The organism is Paraburkholderia sp. RL17-381-BIF-C (assembly GCF_046026435.1).
GTDB lineage: Bacteria > Pseudomonadota > Gammaproteobacteria > Burkholderiales > Burkholderiaceae > Paraburkholderia.
This window is the reverse complement of the sequence record NZ_JARESX010000100.1, coordinates 1-20,508: the sequence shown is the minus strand read 5'-3', so window position 1 is coordinate 20,508 and position 20,508 is coordinate 1. Positions and strand designations below refer to the sequence as shown.

The following is a 20,508-nucleotide window of genomic DNA, read 5'->3' as shown; positions in this document are numbered from 1 at the left end:
GACCACTAAGAAATGAAGGAAAGGCCAACACCGCAAGCCAGCAGCAAAAATAGCCAAGAGAAGAAGAACCGAAGAACCTCAAGCCGCGACCAACAACCCATCCGCGGAGCGAACCACCGCACCCTGCCGCGCAGCGAAAGCCTCGCCAATCATCAGCAAACTAGGCTGCGAAGCATCGACCCACTTCTGCGCATCGCCGGCGGCCAGTTCTTCAAGAGTAAGCGAAAGCATCCGCTCCCGCGCAGTAGAACAAGCCTCGACAATAGCCACAGGCGTGGCAACAGACCGCCCAGCCTCAATCAACTGCTGCGCAATCTCAACCCCACTATCCCGGCCCATATAAAACACCAGAGAATCCGCATTAACCTGCTCGCGAATCTCCTCAGACCCAGGCGCCCGACTAAAAGTAGCCAACGCAACGCTGCGCGAAACACCCCGCAACGTCAGCGACCGTTTCAAAGAAGCAGCACTAGCGAGAGCAGCCGTGATCCCAGGCACAACCTCATACTCGATGCCCGCAGCCTCGAGCGCGCGCATTTCCTCATCAGCGCGGCCGAACAACATCGGGTCCCCGCCTTTAAGGCGCACGACCACGTCATGCTCCAAAGCAGCATCCACAATCTGCTTATTGATGAACTGCTGCGCAGTGGAAAGCTGCCCACAACGCTTCCCAACAGCAATCCGCCGCGCATGCGAAGGCGCATAATCCAGCATAGCCGGCTCGACCAGCGCATCATGCAACACGACATCGGCCAAACCGAGCAACCGCGCGCCACGCACCGTAATCAGGTCCGCAGCGCCCGGCCCTGCGCCGATCAGATAAACCTTACCCATTTGCCTAAACCTGCCTGTTAGGTCGCCAGCACGACGCAGTGACGCGCCAAGCGCTTAAGCCGAAAACGCCCGAATCATCCCCGCCGCAACGGTATGATGCGTCGCTTCATCGATCAGCACGAACGCACCCGTGCCCTGATGCGAGTCATACACATCGCACACCAGCGGCTTCTGCAACGTCAGCGCCACACGGCCGATATCGTTCATCGTCAGTTCCTTGCGATCGGTCGCCTGCGACAGCGTATGCACGTCGAGCACTTCCTTGATCGCACCGATCCGCGCGAACACCGTGTTGGTGGTCTGCTTCAACAGATACTTGCGTTGCGTCGAAAGCGGCGTGTCGTCGAACCAGCAGAGGTCGGCTTCCAGTTTCTTCGCCGGCTCCGGCGCCGCTTCACGCAGCACGAAGGTGTCGCCGCGCGACACGTCGACGTCTTCCGCCAGACGAATCGTCACCGTTTGACCGGCAAACGCGCGGTCCACCGCAGCCGTACCGCCCGGCACCGGCGCAATGATCTCTGCAACCGTCGCTTCCCGATTGGCCGGCAACACGACGATCGTATCGCCGAGCTTCACTTCGCCGGCTTCCACACGGCCCATGTAGCCGCGGAAATCGTCGGCCTGGCTGCCGTCCTGGCGCGCCACCCATTGCACCGGGAAACGCAGCGCCTGGCCCGTCGGTACTTCGACCGGCAGCGCTTCGAGCAGGTCGAGCAGCGGTTCGCCCGCGTACCACGGCATGCTTTCGCTCGCCGTCACGATGTTGTCGCCCTTGAGCGCCGACACCGGCACGAAGCGCACATCGTTCAAGCCCAGTTGACGCGCAAGTTCGACATACGCGTCGCGAATCTCGTTGAAGCGCTGCTCGCTGTAATCGACCAGGTCCATCTTGTTGATCGCGACGATTGCGTGCTGCAAACCCAGCAGCTTGACGATCGCGCTATGACGCTTGGTTTGCGGCAGCAGTTGCGCGACGCCATCCACAAACGTCACGCGCGTCGCGTCGACCAGAATGATCGCCGCGTGCGCGGTCGATGCACCCGTCACCATATTGCGCGTGTACTGCTCGTGACCCGGCGTGTCGGCAATGATGAACTTGCGCTTCGCCGTCGCGAAGTAACGGTACGCGACATCGATCGTGATGCCCTGCTCGCGTTCGGCTTCGAGGCCGTCCGTCAGCAGCGACAGGTCGATTTCGTCGCCAACGGTGCGCTTATTCTTTGCGCGCGACAGTGCCGAGAGTTGATCGCTCAATACGGCCTTGCTGTCGTACAGCAGGCGGCCGATCAACGTGCTCTTGCCGTCGTCGACGCTGCCCGCGGTAATGAAACGCAGCACGCCGAGGTCTTCTGGTTGGTGAATACCGCTCATGATTACTTTACCCTCGTCGTGTGCTTAGAAATAACCTTGCTTCTTACGCTGTTCCATCGCGGCCTCGGACACCTGATCGTCCATCCGCGTCGCGCCGCGTTCCGTGATTTCGGTCACGGCCGTTTCGGCGATGATCTTCTCGAGATCATCCGCATCGCTTTCCACCGGGCACGTGCAGCTGATATCGCCGACGGTACGGAAACGCACCAGCGCCGATTCGCTGACTTCGCCTTCACGCATCGGCGTAAGCGGGGTGACCGGCACGAGCAGACCATTGCGGCGCACGATCTCGCGCTGATGCGCATAGTAGATCGACGGCAGTTCGAGCTTTTCACGGGCGATGTACTGCCACACGTCGAGTTCGGTCCAGTTCGAAATCGGGAACACGCGCAGGTGTTCGCCGTTATGCAGACGCGCGTTGTACAGGCTCCACAGTTCCGGGCGCTGCGCCTTTGGATCCCACTGGCCGAATTCGTCGCGGAACGAGAAGATCCGTTCTTTCGCACGCGCCTTTTCTTCGTCGCGCCGCGCGCCGCCGATCAGCGCGGTGTAGCCATATTGTTCGATGGTTTCGAGCAGCGTCACGGCTTGCGCGGCGTTGCGCGAATCCGTTTCACGGCGCAGACGCACCGTGCCGCGCTTGATCGACTCTTCGACGTGACCCACCACGAGTTCAGCGCCGATCTCTTTCGCACGACGATCGCGGAAGTCGATCACTTCCTCGTAGTTGTGGCCGGTGTCGATATGCACGAGCGGAAACGGCAGCACGGTCTTGCGATTCGCGCCGATACCGAAGGCCTTCAGCGCGAGATGCAGCACCACGACCGAATCCTTGCCGCCCGAAAACAGCAGCGCGGGCTTGCTGCACTCGGCAACCAGTTCGCGCAGGATGTGAATCGACTCGGCTTCGAGCCAATCGAGGTGATCCATCCGGTCTGCCGTGTTGGCGAGCGGTGCATTGACAGTGGAATCGAGCGTGGTGCTCATGTTTGGGTCCTTCGTTGGTTCGCGTCGCAAGCGGTTGCTCGCGTCGCGGAATATTCAAATCGATAGGTGCGGCGTGCGGGCCAAAAGCCAAGGCCCGTTCGCTGAAACTTCAGGCCTGGGCGTCCGCGCCACGCTCGACCGCGATCGGCGTAATCGTCGTGATGTGCAGTCCGCATTCCTTCGTATCGCGCGACTCCCACCACCAGCGCCCTGCCCTGCTATCTTCGCCGGGACGCACGGCGCGCGTACAAGGCTCGCAGCCGATGCTCGGGTAGCCGCGCGCATGCAGCGGATTGACCGGCACGTCGAACGCTTTCAGGTAGGCCCACACTTCGACCTCGGTCCAGTCGGTCAGCGGATTGAACTTGGCGATATTGCGTGCGGCGTCGTGCTCTTCCGCATGCAACTCGGCACGCGTCACCGACTGTTCGCGGCGCTGGCCCGTGACCCATGCGCTGACATCCGACAGCGCGCGGTTCAACGGCTCGACCTTGCGGATTTCGCAGCAGCGCTTGCGCAGATCGACGCTTTCATAAAACGCGTTCAGCCCGTGCGAGCCGATGTATTCCTCGACCGCGGCGGCTTGCGGATGAAACTGTTCGATGTCGTAACCGTAGCGCTCTTTCACACGATCGAGCATGCCCAGCGTTTCCGCATGCAAGCGGCCCGTGTTCAGCGAGAAGATGCCGATCTTCACGCCACGCGACAGGATCGCGTGCGTGAGCAGCATGTCTTCCGCTGCGAGGCTGCTGGCGAGCTTGACGTTCGCGTGACGCGCGGCGATCGAATCGAGCAGCGCATCGAGGCGCTCGACCTTCGCGGCGAGTTCCGGCGTGAGGGCTTGGACTTCGCTCATGCCGACGCCTTCGCCAATTCGCCCGCTTCGCGGCGGCGGAACAGCGGCGACGAATTCACCGCGCCCTGGTAGTTGAAGCTGAATTCGTTGAACGCCTTGAGCGCGTCGTCGAAGTCTTTATCGGCGCGCAGCGCGTAAGCGTCGAAGCCGCAACGGAACATGAACGCCAGTTGATCGCGCAGCACGTCGCCGATCGCGCGCAGTTCGCCCTTGTAGCCGTAACGTTCGCGCAGCAGGCGGCCAATGCTATAGCCGCGGCCGTCGCGAAACACCGGGAAGTCGACGCCGATCAGCGCGATCTTGTCGAAGTCGGCGACGATATCCGCCGGCTCGCTGTCCGGCGCGAGCCACACGCCGATTTCAGCGGCACTGCGCGAAGCGCTCAGCGCATCACGCTCAGCCTGCCACAACGCGAGCGGCACCAGCACCTTGCCTGCGGGCAATTCGTTCACCGCGGGCAGCGTGCCGTCTTCCGCCGGGCGCACGACCGTCCAGTCATCGTTGACGATCGCGCGATTCTTGATGATAGAAGCCATCTGTTCAGTATCCTTTTCGCGGTTACGCGTGAGCCGGTTGACGCGAGGCGTACACACGTTCCTTGAACGGGGTGATGCCGATGCGGTTATACGTTTCGATGAAGCGCTCGCCTTCGTGACGGTTTTCCACGAACGTATCGATCACCTTGCTCATCACGTCCGGCATTTCTTCCGCCGAGAACGACGGGCCGATCACGCGTCCGAGGTGCGCGCCGGTGGCGCCCGAACCCTGCTCGCCGCCGAGCGTCACCTGGTACCACTCCGAGCCGTCCTTGTCGACGCCCAGAATGCCGATGTTGCCGATGTGGTGGTGACCGCACGCATTGATACAGCCCGAGATGTTCAGCGACACGTCGCCCAGGTCGTACACGTAGTCCAGATCGTTGAAACGCTCCTGAATGGCCAGCGCAATCGGAATCGACTTCGCATTCGCGAGCGAGCAGAAGTCGCCGCCCGGGCACGCGATGATGTCCGTCAGCAAACCGATGTTCGGCGTCGCGAAACCTTGCGCCTTGGCCTTTTCCCACAGCGCGAACAGGTCGCGCTTCTTGACGTTGGCGAGAATCAGATTCTGTTCGTGCGACACGCGGATTTCGCCGAGCGAGTACTCGTCGGCCCAATCAGCGACCGCTTCCATCTGCGCGTCCGTTGCATCGCCGGGGGCGATCGTGGTCGGCTTCAGAGACAGGGTGACGGACGAATAGCCCGCCACCTTGTGCGGACGCACGTTACGCTCGACCCAACGGGCGAACGCGCGGTTTTCCAGCAGATGCTTTTCGTACGAAGCGTCCGTATCCGCGAGCTTTTCATAGACCGGCGGCTGGAAGTATTGCGACACGCGATCCACTTCGGCTTGCGTAAGCGTCGAAGGGCCGTCCTTCAGGTGCTGCCATTCTTCTTCGACTTGCGCCGAGAACTTCTCCGGGCTCAACGCCTTCACGAGAATCTTGATGCGCGCCTTGTACATATTGTCGCGACGGCCGTAGCGGTTATACACGCGCAGCACGGCTTCGCAGTACGTCAGCAGATGTTGCCACGGCAGATCTTTGCGGATGATCGCGCCGATGATCGGCGTGCGGCCCATGCCGCCGCCGGCCAGAATGTCGGCCACCAGTTCGCCCTGCTCGTTCTTCTTCAGATACACGCCCATGTCGTGAATCTGCACGGCAGCGCGGTCTTCTTTCGAACCGGACACGGCAATCTTGAACTTGCGCGGCAGCCACGCGAATTCGGGGTGGAACGTCGACCATTGACGCAGAATCTCAGCCCACGGACGCGGATCGACCACTTCATCCGGCGCCACGCCGGCGAACTGGTCGGCGGTGATGTTGCGGATACAGTTGCCCGAGGTCTGGATGCCGTGCATCTGCACCGCGGCGAGCTTGCGCAGGATTTCCGGCGTTTCTTCGAGCTTGATCCAGTTGTACTGGATGTTCGAGCGCGTCGAGAAGTGGCCGTAACCGCGGTCATGCTCGCGCGCGATCTGCGCAAGCACGCGCATCTGGTCGCTGCGCAGGTTGCCGTAAGGAATCGCGATGCGGTGCATGTACGCGTGACGCTGCATATACAGGCCGTTCTGCAGACGCAGCGGACGAAACTCCTCTTCGCTCAATTCGCCCGACAAACGGCGGCGAACCTGATCGGCGTACTGCGCGACCCGTTCATCGACGATGGTCTGGTCGTACTGATCGTATTGGTACATTCGGGGACCCCAATTTTTGCAGTGATACGCAGCGGTCCGGTTCCGCCACGCCTTGAATACCTCTCTTTGTCAGCAGCCGCAGATGAACGTTTAGACCCATCGCTCATTTGCTTATGACAAATACAGATATCCATATTGAAAAAGATGGACAGATCGTAATAAACTCGCCTTATATTTCAAACGACTAAAAAATTCTTTTGATATGCGGAGGGGTTATATATGAACCTACACCAGTTCCGCTTCGTCCGAGAGGCAGTGCGGCAGAATTTCAACTTGACGGAAGCCGCGAAAGCCCTGTTTACAAGCCAGCCAGGCGTTTCGAAGGCGATCATCGAGCTGGAGGACGAGCTCGGCGTCGAAATCTTCACACGACACGGCAAGCGGGTGCGCTCGCTGACCGAGCCGGGGCGCATCATTCTTCAGTCGGTTGAGAAGATTCTGCAGGAAGTCGAGAGCCTCAAACGGGTCGGTAAAGATTACGCGGCGCAGGATCAGGGCAATCTGGTGATCGCCGCCACCCACACCCAGGCGCGCTACTCGCTGCCCGCTGCGATCGCCGAATTCAAGAAGCGCTTTCCCAAGGTCCACCTTTCGATTCTGCAAGGCAGCCCGACTCAGGTCGCCGAAATGGTGATACACGACCAGGCCGACCTCTGCATCGCCACCGAGGCGATCTCCAACTATAAGGAGCTGGTGTCGCTGCCGTGCTTCCAGTGGCACCACGTGGCCGTCATGCAACCGGATCATCCGCTGCTCGACCGCAAACTTTTGTCGCTGGATGATCTGACCCAGTATCCGCTTATCACCTACGACAACGCGTTCGCCGGCCGCACCAAGATCAACGAGGCGTTCCGCCTGCGTGGTCTGCATCCGGACATCGTGCTGGAGGCGATCGACGCCGACGTGATCAAGACCTATGTGGAACTGGGTCTGGGCGTCGGCATCATGGCGGATATCGCGTTCAACGCCGAGCGCGACCGTCATTTGCGCGCCATGCCGGTCGGCCACCTGTTCGGCAGCAACGTGACGCGGGTCGCGCTGAAACAGGGTGCCTATTTGCGCAGCTATGTGTATACGCTCGTCGAACTGCTGTCGCCGAGCATGAACCGAAAGCTGATCGAGCAGGCGCTCAAGGGCGAACACGAAACCTACGAACTTTGATATCACCACCGCTTCCTGCTACGGAGACCCTTTGATGACGTCGTATAAGAAAAAATTCAGCGGCCTCGCCGCCGCTTTAGGTTTTGGCGCGCTCCTGCTCGCCACCGCTGCCCACGCCGACATCAAAGTCGGCATCGACCTGTCGAGCACCGGCCCGGCGGCCGTGATCGGCATCACCAGCAAGAACGCCATGCTGATGTGGCCCGCGACCATCGCCGGCCAGAAAGCCGACTACATTTTCCTCGACGACGCCTCCGACCCGGGCGCCGCCGTGCGCAACATCCGCAAGCTGATCAACGAAGACCACGTGGACGTGATCGTCGGCCCGAACATCACGCCGGCGGCCATGGCCGCGCTCGATCCGGTCGCCGAGAGCCAGACGCCGATGATCACGCTGATCGGCTCGGCGAGCGTGGTCGAGCCGCAGGAAGGCAAGAAGGTGTGGGCCTACAAGATGGCGCAGACCGACAGCGCGATGGCCGACGTGATGACGCGCTACATGTCGAACCACAACGTGAAGACGGTGGGTTTCATCGGTTTCGCGGACGGCTACGGCGAAAGCTGGCTCAACGAGTTCAGCAAGTTCGCGGCGCTGCGCCATATCCAGCTGGTCGCCACCGAGCGCTATAACCGCACCGACGCGAGCGTGACCGGCCAGATCCTGAAGCTGATGGCCGCCAAGCCCGACGCAATCCTGATCGCGGGCGCCGGCACGCCGACGGTGCTGCCGCAACGCACGCTGATCGAGCGCGGCTTCAAAGGCCCGATCTATCAGACGCATGGCATCGCCACGCCCGAGTTCATCAAGCTGGGCGGCAAGGACGTGGAAGGCACGCTGTTCCCGACCCAGCCGGTCGTGGTGGCGCGCACGCTGCCGGCCGATCATCCGGCGAAGAAAGCGGCGCTCGCCTTTACGAACGAATATGAAGCGAAGTACGGCCCGGGCAGCGTGACGCAGTTCGCGGGCGACGCGGCGGGTGTGTATCCACGCTTGCAGGATGCCGTGGCCCGTGCGCAGAAGACGGCGCAGCCGGGCACGCCGGCGTTCCGCACGGCGCTGCGTGACGAGCTGGAACATGCGCATGAACTGGTCGTGCCGAACGGCGTGGTCAACACGAGCCCGAAGGATCACGTGGGGTTGGATCAGCGCGCGAGCGTGATGGGCGTGATCAGGAACGGCAAGTTTGTTTATTTGAGCCAGTAAGCGATGTAGTGAGACCCCCGCCCGTGCAGCCGGGCGGCAGGTGTCCGCGGCGTGATGACGTGGTCGGCGCCAATACACGTGGCGGCGCCGTCCACGGTGCACAAAAGTCGTGCGAACAGGCTGCGGCGCAACTTGCGGCGCCGCCCGCAACCAGGCGGCGAGACTGAGACACCGGCGCATTCAGCCGGCGAAGTTGCTAAAGTAGCAGTCTTTCCCCGATCAGCAGTCCCCCACCATGCGCACCACCCGAGCCATCCACGCCGTCGAGCGGCTGAAAACGCGCAGCGGCAATCCGCAGTTTGCCGCGATCAGCCTATCCGGCGGCCTGTTCTATCTGGTCGACAAATCGAGCGGCACGGACAAGAAAGTCTCCGACCCGCTGACGCTCGACGACTTCGTCAAATTCGTCGACGCTTTCGGCCCGCCGAAGCCGCGCAAGGCGAGCAAGCTGGATATCGCGTTCGAAGAGCAGATCAAGAAGAGCAAGGGCGGTTGAGCGGGGCGACTGCTCCGCGCCCATAGCCGTATCAGCGTCTCACGCGTTGCCAATCTCGCGCCACTGCCCATCCGCCGCGCTGCTCGCGAGCATCGCCTCGATAAAGCGCAAACCCGACACTCCGTCTTCCACCGTCGTGAGCAAGAGACTTTCGGCGGGCAACGCGCGGCCCGCGTCCAGCGCTTCGATCTGCAACGCCGCGTCTTTGTACAACTGCGCGAACGCTTCCAGATAACCTTCGGGATGCCCTGGCGGCACACGCGTCGCATGCGCCGCGATCGCGCTCTTCACGCGCCCTCGGGTCAGGCGCTCAGCCTCGCCGCCCAACGGCGTGAACCACAATTCGTTCGGATTCTCCTGGTCGAAACTCAACCCCGCTTTCGTCCCATACACGCGCAAACGCAACGCATTCTCCGCGCCGCTCGCCACCTGGCTCGCCCATAGCATGCCGCGCGCGCCGTTCGGATAGCGCAGCATGGCCTGCACGTGATCGTCGATGCGGCGTCCAGGCACAAAGGTATGCACTTCCGCCGCCAACGCATGCGGCGTCATACCCGTGATGAACGCAGCAAGGTGATAAGCATGCGTGCCGATATCGCCGAGACATCCCGCCGGCCCCGCTAACGCCGGGTCCGTGCGCCAACCGGCCTGCTTGTTCGTGCCACTCGTTTCGATCGGTTCCGCCAGCCAGTCCTGCGCATATTCGACCTGCACCACACGTATCTCGCCGAGCTCGCCTCGTTCGATCAACTCGCGGGCATGACGTGCCAACGGATAGCCCGAATACGTATGCGTCAACGCAAACAGCTTGTTCTTCTTGTGAGCCAGTTGGGCCAGCGCTTCGCCTTCGGCCAGTGAAATCGCCAGCGGCTTGTCGCACACGATATGGATACCGGCTTCGAGAAACGCCGTCGCCACCGGCGCGTGAAGATGATTCGGCGTGACGATCGCCACCGCGTCGATACCATCGTCGCGCGCGGCCTCCGCGCGCGCCATCTCGCGCCAGTCCGCATAGCTGCGCGCGATGCCGGCCTCGGCGGCGCTCGCCTGGGCGCGCTGCGGATCGGACGACAGCGCGCCCGCCACCAGTTCGAACCGATCGTCGAGCCGCGCCGCGATCCGATGCACCGCGCCGATAAACGCGCCCTGCCCGCCGCCGACCATCCCTAGCCTGAGCCTTCGTTGTGCCATCGTCCCCGCTCCTTTGCGTTGGCTCGCCGCCGTCAGATGCCGAGCACGCGTTTTAACTGCGCGGCGTCCACACCGCTTCCGGCGAAATCGTCGAATGCATGCTCGGCCACGCGGATGATGTGGCGGCGAATGAACTCCGCGCCTTCGCGCGCGCCGTCGTGCGGATGCTTCAGCGCGCACTCCCATTCGAGCACGGCCCAGCCGGGGAAATCGTATTGCGCCATCTTCGAGAAGATCGCGCCGAAATCGATCTGGCCGTCGCCGAGCGAGCGGAACCGGCCCGCACGTTCGACCCAACCGCTGTAGCCGCCATACACGCCTTGCTTGCCGGTCGGACGAAACTCCGCGTCCTTCACATGGAACGCCTTGATGCGCTCGTGATAGATGTCGATGAACGCGAGGTAGTCCAGTTGCTGCAACACGAAATGACTCGGGTCGTAGAGGATGTTGGCGCGCGCATGCTGCTTGACCGCATCGAGAAAACGCTCGAAGGTCACGCCGTCGTGCAGGTCTTCGCCCGGGTGCAGTTCGTAGCACACGTCCACGCCGGCTGCGTCGAACGCGTCGAGAATCGGCGTCCAGCGGCGCGCGAGTTCGTCGAACGCGGCTTCCACGAGACCGGCCGGACGCTGCGGCCACGGGTACAGATACGGCCACGCCAGCGCCCCGGAAAACGACACGTGCGTGCTCAAGCCTAAACGCTGCGACGCCTTCGCCGCGAGCTTCATCTGCTCGATCGCCCACTGCGTGCGCGCGGCCGGATCGCCTCGCACCTGCGGCGCGGCAAAACCGTCGAACAGCGCGTCATACGCCGGATGCACGGCGACGAGCTGTCCTTGCAGATGCGTCGACAATTCGGTGATTGTCACGCCCAAGTTGTCCACAGTCTCGCGCAACTCGTCGCAATAGGTCTGGCTCGACGCCGCCTGTTCGAGATCGATCAGGCGGCTGTCGCACGGCACCTGAATCCCTTTGAAGCCGAGACCCGCGGCCCATTCGGCAAGATGCGCGAGGTTGTCGAACGGCACCTCGTCACCCATGAACTGGGCGAGAAAGATAGCCGGCCCTTGGATGGTTTTCATCGTACGGCTCCTCGAACGGGGGCGCGCGCGCCGTGCCGCCCACTGCACGACATCAGGCAGCGCGCCCCGGATGCTGGGATCAGAACGGCGAGTCCGGGAAGTAGAACTGCTGCGCGTTTTCCTTCGTGATCAGCACCGACGGAATGATCGTCGTGGGCGGCAGCTTCTCGCCCTTCAGGCGAGCTTCGGCGGTGAGCTTGATGGCGTCGTAGATGAATTTTGGTGAATAAGATACGTCCGCCTTGATCATCGGCGCGCCGTCCATCACGTTCTTCACCATGCCCTTCGAGCCCGCGCCGCCGAACACGATCTTGATGTCGGTGCGCTTGGCCTGTTCGATCGCCTTGATCACGCCCACGGCCATGTCGTCGTCCGCGGCCCAGACGGCGTCGATATGCTTGAAGCGCGTCAGGTAATCCTGCATGACCTTGAACGCGTCGTCGCGATTCCAGTTCGCGTACTTGGCGTCGAGAATCTTCATGTCCGGATAGTTCTTGATCACGGTTGTGAACGCGGTCCAGCGTTCGTTGTCGAGCGTGGTCGGAATGCCGCGCAGCGCGACGATGTTGCCTTTGCCGCCCAGCTCCTTCGCCAGAAACTCGGCGGGGATCTTGCCGAACGCGGTGTTGTCACCGGCAACATACGCATCCTGCGCGCTGGTGTCGGTCAGCCCGCGATCCACCACCGTCACGTACACGCCTTTCTTCTTCACCTGCGCGACCGGTTGCGTGAGCGAAGCCGATTCGAACGGGAAGATCACGAGCGCGTTGATCTTGTTGACCGTCACCAGATCCTGCAACTGGTTCGCCTGTTCGGGTGCGCCGGCCGCGGTCTTCACGATCACTTTCAGATCGGGATGCGCTTTCTCCAGATCGGTCTTGGCTTTATTCGCCCACCAGACAATGCCGCCCGTAAAACCGTGGTCGGCTGTTGGAATCGCGACGCCCAGCGTGACTTTTTCATCGGCGCGCGCGACATTCGCCGTACCCAGTATTCCCAACGCCAGCATGCCGGCGCCGACCGCTCGAAGGACCTGCTTCATGGTTATGTCTCCTTGTGTGAGGCGTTCGTGCGCCCCGATCTCAACTCACCGTTACTGCAGTTTGAAGCGCAGTTTGAAGCGCAATCTGAAGCACCACCGCTACCGCCGTCCACGTTGTACGAACGCGACGAAGATAATCACCACGCCCTGCACCGCCGCGTTCAGATACACGCTGATGATGCTGGTCAGATTCAGAATGTTCGCGATCACCGACAGCAGGATCGCGCCGATCACCGTGCCGATCACGCGGCCTTCGCCGCCCTTGAGCGCCGTGCCGCCGACCACCACCGACGCGATCGCCTCGAGCTCCCACAGCAAACCGGTAGTCGGCGTGGCGGAACCGAGCCGCGGCACATACAACACGGTGGCGACGCCCACGCAAATGCCGAGCAGCACGTAGGTGACGATCTTCACGGCGTCGACGCGAATCGCCGCATAGCGCGCGACCTGCTCGTTCGAACCGATCGCCTGCACATGCCGGCCGAATGCCGTGCGGTTGAGAATCAGCGCGCCGCCCGCCGCGACCACCAGAAACACCCAGATCGGCACCGGCACGCCGAACAGGCTTGCGTAATACACCGGGCCGTACAGGTCGGAAAGCGAGTTATCCAGCGTTAGCGCGCCGCCATCGGCGAGCCAGGTCAGCACCGCGCGAAAAATGCCCAACGTACCGAGCGTGACGATGAACGGCTCGATCCGCCCTTTGGTAATCAGCAAGCCGTGCGCGCAGCCGAACAGCCCGCCGAGCACGAGCGCGAACACGATGCCGAGCGTGAGGATCAGCAAAGGCGCGAACGTATGGCCGCCGACGCCCGCCGCGAGTCCGTTCATCAGCCAGATCATGCTGCCCGCGATCAGCGCCGCCATCGAGCCGACCGAGAGGTCGATGCCGCCCGAGATGATCACGAAGGTCATGCCGACCGCGATGATGCCGATGAACGACGTGCGCGTGAGCACGTTCATCATGTTGTCGAGCGTGGCGAAATCGCGGTTGAGCAGCGTGCCGACAATGCACAGCACGATCAGTCCAACCAGCGGACCGAGCGCATACAGCCGATGCGCGAAGCGCAACGCGCGGCCGGATTGGACGGCTTCAGTGGGTGCCGGTCGCATGGGCGATCAACTCCTCTTCGGTCAGATGCTCGAGCGTCAGCGTGGCTTGCAGGCGTCCCGCGCGCATCACGGCGACGCGGTGGCACAAGCCGATCAGCTCGATCAGTTCGGATGAAATGACGATCACCGCGCGGCCCTGCGCGGCGAGACGATGGATCAGGAAATAGATGTCGCGTTTCGCGCCGACATCCACGCCGCGAGTCGGCTCGTCGAGCACGATCACATTCGGCTCCGGCTGCAGAAACTTGGCGAGCGCGAGCTTCTGCTGATTGCCGCCGGAGAGCATGCGCGCGCGGCTCGACAGATCGCCGGTGCGAATGCCGAATTCGCTCACGGCTTTCGTCAACGCGGCGCGCCCCGCCTTCATGTCGAGCAGCGGATGCGCGTAGCGTTCGAGCGTCATCAGCGTGACGTTGTCCTGCAGGCTCAGGTTCACGTGCAGGCCTTTGCCCTTGCGATCCTCGCTCAGATAGGTGAGGCCGTGTTGCATCGCGTCGCGCGGGCTTGTCAGATCGGCGGGCCGGCCGGCCATCTCGATGCGACCCGCCGTGCGTTTGCGCAGGCCGATGATCGCTTCGAACGCCTCGGTGCGGCCCGCGCCCACCAGTCCCGCGAAACCGAGCACTTCGCCCGCGCGCACGTCGAAGCTCAGGTCCTCCACCCAGTCCGGCACGACGAGGCCTTGAACCTTCAGCGCGACCGGCGCGTCGGAGGGCACGGTGATTTTCTCGGGGAACATATCGGACACGTCGCGCCCGACCATCAGGTTCGCCATCTGCTGCCGCGCGAGTCCGGCGGTTTCGCTGCGGGCGACGAAGCGGCCGTCGCGCATCACGATCACTTCGTCGGTAATGCGCTCCACTTCGTCGAGCTTGTGCGAAATGTAGATGATCGTCACACCGTCGGCCTTCAGCTTCGCCATCAGCGTGAAAAGGCGCTCGGTTTCAGAAGGCGTGAGCGTGGCCGTCGGCTCGTCCATGATGAGCAGGCGCGCGCGGCGCGACAGCGCCTTGGCGATCTCCACCATCTGCTTTTCCGCGACGATCAGTTCGCGCACCTTCGTGTCCGGCGCTTTCTCCAGACCGACCTGCGCGAGATAACGGGCGGCCTCGGTGTTCATCGCCGTATCGTCGACGAACCAGCCGCGCTTCTTTTCATGGCCGAGGTACATGTTCTGCGCGATCGTCAGATGCTCGGCGAGATTGAACTCCTGGTGAATCAGCACGATGCCTTGCGCTTCGGCATCGCGCGAACCGGTGAACTGCTGCGGGTGGCCGTCGACCAACAAGCTGCCCGATGTGGCGGTTTCATAGCCGGCGAGGATTTTCATCAGCGTCGATTTGCCCGCGCCGTTCTCGCCGAGCAGTCCGTAGATGCGCCCCGGCGCGAGATCGAAGCTCACGCCGTGCAGCACGCGCACAGGGCCGAAGTCTTTGCGGATATCGTCGAAACGGATCGCGAGGCTCATGACTCAGGCGCTCCCGCGAATCACGAGCCGATGCGGCAACAGCACACCCGGCACGTTCGCCAACGGATTGGCGAGCCGCTGCAGCAACAGCCGCGCGGCGGTTTCGCCCAGCTCGCGCATGGGCTGCGCGATGGTGGTGAGGGGCGGATCGATCTGCGCGGCAAGCGAGATATCGTCGAAGCCGACCACCGCGATATCGTCGGGCACACGCTTGCCGACGCTGCGCAAGCCGTGAATCACGCCGATCGCGAGCGTGTCCGAGACCGCGAAGATCGCGCTAGGCGCCTGCGGCTGATTCATCAGCGTGGCCGCGGCCGAGGCGCCCGCTTCGTAGTCGAGGCTGTTCAGGTTCATGCGCCAGCTTTCGTCCGGCGTGATGCCCGCTTCGGTCAGCGCATCCAGATAGCCCTGCTGACGCTGGCGCGCGTACAGGTAATCGACATCGGAATTGATCAGGCCGATGCGGCGGTGGCCGCGCGCGAGCAGATGCCGGACGGCGTCGCCGGCGGCCCGGTAGTTGTCGATGCCCACGTACGGCACGCCCATTGCCGGGTCGAACTCACAGCACGCGACCCACGGCAGCGCGCTCGACGCCTCGCCGAGCGCCTGCTGGATGGTGGCCGGATCGAGACAGATCGCGCCGTCCGCGCGGCGGCGGCGCAGCAGATCGAAGTAGCTGCGCTCGCGCCCCGGATCGGCGCCCGTGTCGCACAGCAACATGAAGTAGCCGTGCTGGCGCGCCACGCTGTCGATGCCGCGCACGATCTCCGCGTAAAACGGGTTGCCCACGTCCGGAACCATGGTCAGCAGCAGGCGGCTCTCCGCCGTGCGCAGGTTGCGCGCGAGTTCGTTGACGCGGTAGCCGCTGGCGTCGATGGCGGCCAGCACCTTGTCGCGCGTGGCGGGCCGCACGTTCTCGTGGCCGTTTAGCACGCGCGACACCGTGGCCACCGAAACGCCCGCCTGCTCGGCGACGCCGGCAATCGAAATGCCTTCGGCCGCGCCGCGCGCCGGCCGGCCGCCGGGCTGGGGACGCGCCTCGGACACCACTGCGGGAGCCTTGCTGGACGTCGATCTGGACAAGTGAACACGCCTCGAAAATGTAATCGATTACATTCTTGAGCGATCGATGAGGGAAGCGCAAGGCCCGATCGCTAGGGATTAACACGGGGGGCGGCGTGGCCCCGCAGCGCCGCATTCCGGTGTGGCGGCGGGCGGCGCCCTGCCCGCCCGAGCGCGAATCGGCATGGTCATTTGGTACAATCCCGCAGTTACCCTGACGTGCCTTGCGTGCCGAGTTGTCGTGCGAGGCCCCCGGTCAGTGGCACATCGCAAACTCGCCAAACCACAGAGCCGAATCCACCATGAACATCGAGCAAGCGCGTTTCAACATGATCGAACAGCAGATCCGCCCCTGGGAAGTGCTCGACCAGGACGTGCTGAATTTGCTGTCGATCGTCAAGCGTGAGAACTTCGTCCCCACCGTCTATCGCGACCTGGCCTTCGTCGATTTCGAAGTGCCGCTGCCGGCCGGCCAGCACATGCTGGCGCCGCGCGTCGAAGCGCGCGTGCTGCAGGAACTGGCGGTGAAGAAACACGAAAGCGTGCTCGAAATCGGCGCGGGCTCGGGTTACATGGCCGCGTTGCTCGCGCACCGCGCGCAGCACGTGCTGACGGTCGACATCGAACCCGAACTGGCGGAACTGGCGAAAACCAACCTGATCGCCAACGGTGTGCTGAACGCCGAAGTCGCCACCGGCGACGCTTCGCGCGGCTGGGCCGGCGCCGCGCCGTACGACGTGATCTGCGTGTCGGGCGGCCTGCCGGTGCTGCCGCAGGAAATTCTCGATCAACTGAAGATCGGCGGCCGTCTGGCGGCATTCGTCGGCACCGCGCCGGTCATGAAGGCGCAGATCATCACGCGTATCGACGAGAAGCAGTACCGCATTGCCGACGTGTTCGAAACGTATGTCGAACCGCTCATCAACGCGGTGCAGCCGTCGCGTTTCAAGTTCTGATTGACGCATTGATCCGGACGGCCGGCATGGCCGCCGTCCTCTGAATTGAACTGGATGTCCTGCTGATGCAAAACCTGACCGCTCCGGCGCTCGCCGAATGGCTCGCCGACACCTCGCGTCCCGCGCCCGTCCTGCTCGACGTGCGCGAGCCGTGGGAAATCCAGACGGCGTCCATAGCCGGCGCCGTGTCGATCCCCATGCGTGAGATTCCCGCGCGCAGCGAAGAACTCGACGACGACGCGCAAATCGTCTGCGTCTGCCACCACGGCGCGCGCAGTGCCCAGGTCGCGATGTTCCTCGAGTCGCGCGGCCATACCAACGTGTTCAATCTGCAAGGCGGAATCGACGCGTGGTCGCGTCAGGTGGATCCGTCCGTTCCGACCTACTGATCAATCAGCCGCAATGAGGTGTTAGTGCGGCCGTGAGGAACGGCTGCTCTAATACTGGCTTGCGCGCTTTCGCGTTACGCGGACGGGCCAACGGCCTTTGTGCGCTTCTTTTGCTTCTCCCGCTTCCCCCGCTTCCATCTTGCACCCTTTGGCACAGAGCTGACGTCACGCTTTCATTGCGCCGCTTCGCGCATCCTCTTAGGAAATTTCATACGGTTTCCTGAACATCTCACAGGCACCATGCTTCGACCTTTTTTGGGGAAGCAATGTGATGAGATTCTTGAAGATCGCGATGCTGGCCGCAACCTTGCTGCCGCTTATCTCGCATGCAACGTTGGGCGGTGCGCCGTCCGCCGGCACATCCTCTGCGCCACTGCTGCGCGCCGTACCGCAGTCCGCCGTCGCGACGCCGGCTCAACCGGCGAACGCAGCGCGCTACTCCCTGCACCAGTCGATCGACGCCAACGGCGTGACCCTTCGCGAATACGTCCTGCCCGGCAACGTCGTGTTCGCGGTCTCGTGGGACGGTCCCATTCGTCCTGATATGGCAGCGCTGCTCGGCAGCTATTTCCCGAACTTCGTCAACGCCGCGCAAAGCCGCACGCGAGGCACCGGGCCATTGGTCGACGGCAACGACGATTTCCGGGTCGAGTCCACTGGCCGCCTCGGGCGCTTCAGCGGCATGGCCTGGTTGCCTCGCCTGATGCCCGCCGGCGTCGGTCCGGGCGATCTGCAATAGGGCACGCGTCGAGCTATGAGAAAACAAACCATGAACACATTGAAGAAGACACTCTGCCTGGCGGCGGCCATTGCGGGAGTCGCGCTTTCCGCATGCGGCGGCGGCGGAAACGCCAGCGGCAACCAGAGCGGCAACTCGATCGGCTGGAACGCCACCCCTGACTGGATCCCACCACCGAACGGCTCAGGCGGTTCCGGCAACTCCGGCAATTCGGGTAACGCGACGCCCCCGGCCACCGGCGACAACACGGTGCCGGTTAGCGTCGACGCCTCGACGGGCAACGTGAACCGGCTGTTCGCATCGATTACGGTCTGCGTGCCGGGCGCCCAGAGCGCGCAGGTCGCGGGCCAGTGCGTGAGCGTCGACAAGATGCTGGTCGATACCGGCTCGACCGGCGTGCGCATTGCAGCCCGCGCACTCCCCACGCTGGCGCCTCAGTTGCTCACGCAAGCGGGCGCGGTCGACGATCCGGTCGGCTCCGCGCCGATAGTCGAATGCATGCCGTTTGCCTCGGGTTTCACGTGGGGTTCGGTCAAACGCGCGGACATTACGATCGGCAGCAAGACGGCGAGTAATATTCCGATCCAGCTGATCTCCGATGGTGCGTTCGCCGTCCCCGACGATTGTGTCGCGCACGGCGGCGGCGACATGGGCGCCGCCCTCGACGCCATGGGCGTGAACGGCATTCTCGGCATCGACAACTTCACGAGCGATTCCGCGGACGCCGTCACCACCGCGATACCCGGCAACTACTATTACTGCCCGTCGCAAAACCGTTGCATCAGCACGCGCGTGCAGGCGAGCCAGGAAGTCATGAACCCGGTTGCGGGATTCGCGAGGGACAACAATGGCACGGTCATCCGCCTGCCCGCCGTGCCGGCTGGCGGCCAGGCCAGCGTTACGGGCCTGTTGGTGTTCGGCGTCGGCACGCAGCCGAACAATGCGTTGCCGGCCAATGCCACCGTCGTTGCAGTGGACAAATACGGCACGTTCACGACGCAGTACCAGGGGCGCGTGTTCAATCGCAGCGCGATCGACAGCGGCACCTTGAGCTACGCTTTCCCCGATAGCGCCATCCCCGTATCCGCAGCCGGCTTATACACGCCGACGGGCACGTTGAACCTGAGCGCCACCATCGACCCCACCAACGGAAAAGGCTCGCCGCTCCAGATGCCATTTTCGGTCGGCAACGCCGCCAGTCTCATGGCGAGCGGTTACGCAGCATTTAACAACATCGGTCAGTACTTCTCGAATAGCCACAACAATATGTTCTTGTGGGGGCTGCCGTTCTTCTATGGCCGCGACGTCTACACCGTGATTGGAAACGCGAAGGTCGGCAACCAGACTGGGCCGTTCGTCGCGTTCTGACGACTGAGCACCCAACTGAGACAGGAGGCGTTGCTCTCGCGTAGCGCCTCCTTACGCCATTTCCGATTTTTTATTCAGACTTTTCCGGCAATCCCAATAACGCCCCGCTGGCACCATGCTCCGACCTGTTTTCGTGGAGCAATGTGATGAATTTTGTGAAGGTCGCACTGGCCGCTGCGGCACTGTTTCCGCTCGCGTCTTATGCGGCGTTGGGCGGTGCGCCCAATGCAGGGGCGACGCCGCAACCGTTGCTCCGCGCGGCGAGCTCTAACGCTGCTTCCACTTCCATGCCTTATACCGTGCGCCCGTCGCGTGACCCCAATGGTGTGACGGTGCGCGAATACGTGCTGCCGTCGAACGTCGTGTTTGCGGTCACGTGGGACGGCCCGGTGCGGCCGGATATGAGCGCGTTGCTCGGCAGCTATTTCCCCAGCGCGGTTGCCGCCAGCGCAGTGCGGGCTCGCGGCACGGGTCCGTTGATCGAGCGCAATGGCGACTTCCAGATCGAGTCGGCAGGCGCGCCGGGACACGCGTCCGGCAAGGCATTCCTGCCGCGCCTCGTCCCCGCCAGTGTTCGCGTGGAAGATCTGCAATGAAGCAGCGGGTCGAGCCACGAATCACAAGAAACATGAAAACACTCAACCAATCCCTTTGTTTCGCCATCCTGACTGCCAGTGTCGTTCTGTCCGCCTGCGGCGGTGGCGGCGGTGGCGACAGCAGTGACCCGAATGCGATGCAGGACAAGGGCAACCCGGCGCCGGTCTCGCCGGCGCCGGGCCCTGCTCCGTCGCCTGCACAAAATCCGGCGCCGACGCCAAGTCCCGCGCCTTCGCCGAGCTCCGCTTCGAGCCCAACGCCCACGCAGACTCCAAGCCCGGCACCGACGCCCGCGCCGAAGCCCACTCCGATGCCGCGTCCGACTCCGACTCCGACTCCAACTCCAACACCGAC

20 protein-coding genes are annotated in these 20,508 nt (G+C 63.1%); 8 read left to right on the top strand and 12 right to left on the bottom strand.

What is annotated here, in order from left to right; translation table 11 throughout:
- Positions 1 to 78 precede the first annotated feature (78 nt).
- From cobA to P0D70_RS33260, 6 genes are all read right to left on the bottom strand, one after another.
- Entirely contained in the window at positions 79 to 834 is a 756-nt protein-coding gene (gene cobA / locus P0D70_RS33285; RefSeq protein WP_408187631.1) for a uroporphyrinogen-III C-methyltransferase, read from the bottom strand.
- Positions 835 to 888: 54 nt separating this feature from the next.
- A complete protein-coding gene (locus tag P0D70_RS33280; RefSeq protein WP_011487103.1) occupies positions 889 to 2,205 on the bottom strand; it encodes a sulfate adenylyltransferase subunit 1 in 1,317 nt (438 codons plus the stop codon).
- Positions 2,206 to 2,229: 24 nt separating this feature from the next.
- On the bottom strand, positions 2,230 to 3,192 hold the full coding sequence (gene cysD, locus P0D70_RS33275; RefSeq protein ID WP_408187630.1) for a sulfate adenylyltransferase subunit CysD: 963 nt from the start codon (positions 3,190 to 3,192) through the stop codon (positions 2,230 to 2,232).
- 109 nt (positions 3,193 to 3,301) lie between these two features.
- Positions 3,302 to 4,048 carry a phosphoadenylyl-sulfate reductase gene (locus tag P0D70_RS33270; RefSeq protein ID WP_408187629.1) on the bottom strand — a complete coding sequence of 249 codons (747 nt, stop codon included), beginning with the start codon at positions 4,046 to 4,048 and terminating at the stop codon, positions 3,302 to 3,304.
- Positions 4,045 to 4,584: a DUF934 domain-containing protein gene (locus P0D70_RS33265; RefSeq protein WP_408187628.1), complete on the bottom strand. Its 540-nt coding sequence runs from the start codon at positions 4,582 to 4,584 to the stop codon at positions 4,045 to 4,047. Before P0D70_RS33265 ends, P0D70_RS33270 begins: the two co-directional genes overlap by 4 nt.
- Before the next feature lie 22 nt (positions 4,585 to 4,606).
- On the bottom strand, positions 4,607 to 6,286 hold the full coding sequence (locus P0D70_RS33260; RefSeq protein ID WP_408187627.1) for a nitrite/sulfite reductase: 1,680 nt from the start codon (positions 6,284 to 6,286) through the stop codon (positions 4,607 to 4,609).
- A gap of 219 nt (positions 6,287 to 6,505) precedes the next feature.
- Here P0D70_RS33260 and P0D70_RS33255 point away from each other — a divergent pair, with 219 nt between their 5' ends.
- The 3 genes from P0D70_RS33255 (at position 6,506) to P0D70_RS33245 (ending at position 9,147) form a co-directional block, all read left to right on the top strand.
- On the top strand, positions 6,506 to 7,447 hold the full coding sequence (locus tag P0D70_RS33255; RefSeq protein ID WP_091796464.1) for a CysB family HTH-type transcriptional regulator: 942 nt from the start codon (positions 6,506 to 6,508) through the stop codon (positions 7,445 to 7,447).
- 34 nt (positions 7,448 to 7,481) lie between these two features.
- On the top strand, positions 7,482 to 8,651 hold the full coding sequence (locus tag P0D70_RS33250; RefSeq protein WP_408187626.1) for an ABC transporter substrate-binding protein: 1,170 nt from the start codon (positions 7,482 to 7,484) through the stop codon (positions 8,649 to 8,651).
- 235 nt (positions 8,652 to 8,886) lie between these two features.
- Positions 8,887 to 9,147, top strand: a complete 261-nt coding sequence (locus tag P0D70_RS33245; protein ID WP_091796466.1) for a hypothetical protein — start codon at positions 8,887 to 8,889, stop codon at positions 9,145 to 9,147.
- A gap of 39 nt (positions 9,148 to 9,186) precedes the next feature.
- On the opposite strand, the gene P0D70_RS33240 is transcribed toward P0D70_RS33245, so the two are convergent.
- The 6 genes from P0D70_RS33240 to P0D70_RS33215 form a co-directional block, all read right to left on the bottom strand.
- Positions 9,187 to 10,338: a Gfo/Idh/MocA family protein gene (locus P0D70_RS33240; RefSeq protein ID WP_408187625.1), complete on the bottom strand. Its 1,152-nt coding sequence runs from the start codon at positions 10,336 to 10,338 to the stop codon at positions 9,187 to 9,189.
- 32 nt (positions 10,339 to 10,370) lie between these two features.
- Positions 10,371 to 11,420 carry a sugar phosphate isomerase/epimerase family protein gene (locus P0D70_RS33235; protein ID WP_408187624.1) on the bottom strand — a complete coding sequence of 350 codons (1,050 nt, stop codon included), beginning with the start codon at positions 11,418 to 11,420 and terminating at the stop codon, positions 10,371 to 10,373.
- Positions 11,421 to 11,499: 79 nt separating this feature from the next.
- On the bottom strand, positions 11,500 to 12,462 hold the full coding sequence (locus tag P0D70_RS33230) for a substrate-binding domain-containing protein (protein ID WP_091796469.1): 963 nt from the start codon (positions 12,460 to 12,462) through the stop codon (positions 11,500 to 11,502).
- 99 nt (positions 12,463 to 12,561) lie between these two features.
- Positions 12,562 to 13,575, bottom strand: a complete 1,014-nt coding sequence (locus P0D70_RS33225) for an ABC transporter permease (RefSeq protein WP_408187623.1) — start codon at positions 13,573 to 13,575, stop codon at positions 12,562 to 12,564.
- Positions 13,556 to 15,043, bottom strand: coding sequence for a sugar ABC transporter ATP-binding protein (locus P0D70_RS33220; RefSeq protein WP_408187622.1), 1,488 nt, complete (start codon positions 15,041 to 15,043; stop codon positions 13,556 to 13,558). The genes P0D70_RS33225 and P0D70_RS33220 overlap by 20 nt, the downstream gene beginning before the upstream one ends.
- Before the next feature lie 3 nt (positions 15,044 to 15,046).
- On the bottom strand, positions 15,047 to 16,126 hold the full coding sequence (locus tag P0D70_RS33215) for a LacI family DNA-binding transcriptional regulator (RefSeq protein WP_408187621.1): 1,080 nt from the start codon (positions 16,124 to 16,126) through the stop codon (positions 15,047 to 15,049).
- Positions 16,127 to 16,407: 281 nt separating this feature from the next.
- Between P0D70_RS33215 and P0D70_RS33210 the strand changes: the two genes are divergently transcribed.
- From P0D70_RS33210 to P0D70_RS33190, 5 genes are all read left to right on the top strand, one after another.
- Complete coding sequence (locus tag P0D70_RS33210; protein ID WP_091796473.1) at positions 16,408 to 17,061, top strand: protein-L-isoaspartate O-methyltransferase family protein; 654 nt, start codon at positions 16,408 to 16,410, stop codon at positions 17,059 to 17,061.
- A 65-nt stretch (positions 17,062 to 17,126) separates the two neighbouring features.
- Positions 17,127 to 17,450 (top strand): rhodanese-like domain-containing protein, encoded by a 324-nt coding sequence (locus tag P0D70_RS33205; RefSeq protein WP_091796474.1) that lies wholly within the window; start codon positions 17,127 to 17,129, stop codon positions 17,448 to 17,450.
- A 271-nt stretch (positions 17,451 to 17,721) separates the two neighbouring features.
- Complete coding sequence (locus tag P0D70_RS33200; RefSeq protein WP_408187620.1) at positions 17,722 to 18,189, top strand: DUF2844 domain-containing protein; 468 nt, start codon at positions 17,722 to 17,724, stop codon at positions 18,187 to 18,189.
- Positions 18,190 to 18,204: 15 nt separating this feature from the next.
- Positions 18,205 to 19,557: a DUF3443 domain-containing protein gene (locus tag P0D70_RS33195; RefSeq protein ID WP_408187619.1), complete on the top strand. Its 1,353-nt coding sequence runs from the start codon at positions 18,205 to 18,207 to the stop codon at positions 19,555 to 19,557.
- A 146-nt stretch (positions 19,558 to 19,703) separates the two neighbouring features.
- Positions 19,704 to 20,153 carry a DUF2844 domain-containing protein gene (locus P0D70_RS33190; protein ID WP_408187618.1) on the top strand — a complete coding sequence of 150 codons (450 nt, stop codon included), beginning with the start codon at positions 19,704 to 19,706 and terminating at the stop codon, positions 20,151 to 20,153.
- The last annotated feature ends 355 nt before the right edge of the window (positions 20,154 to 20,508 follow it).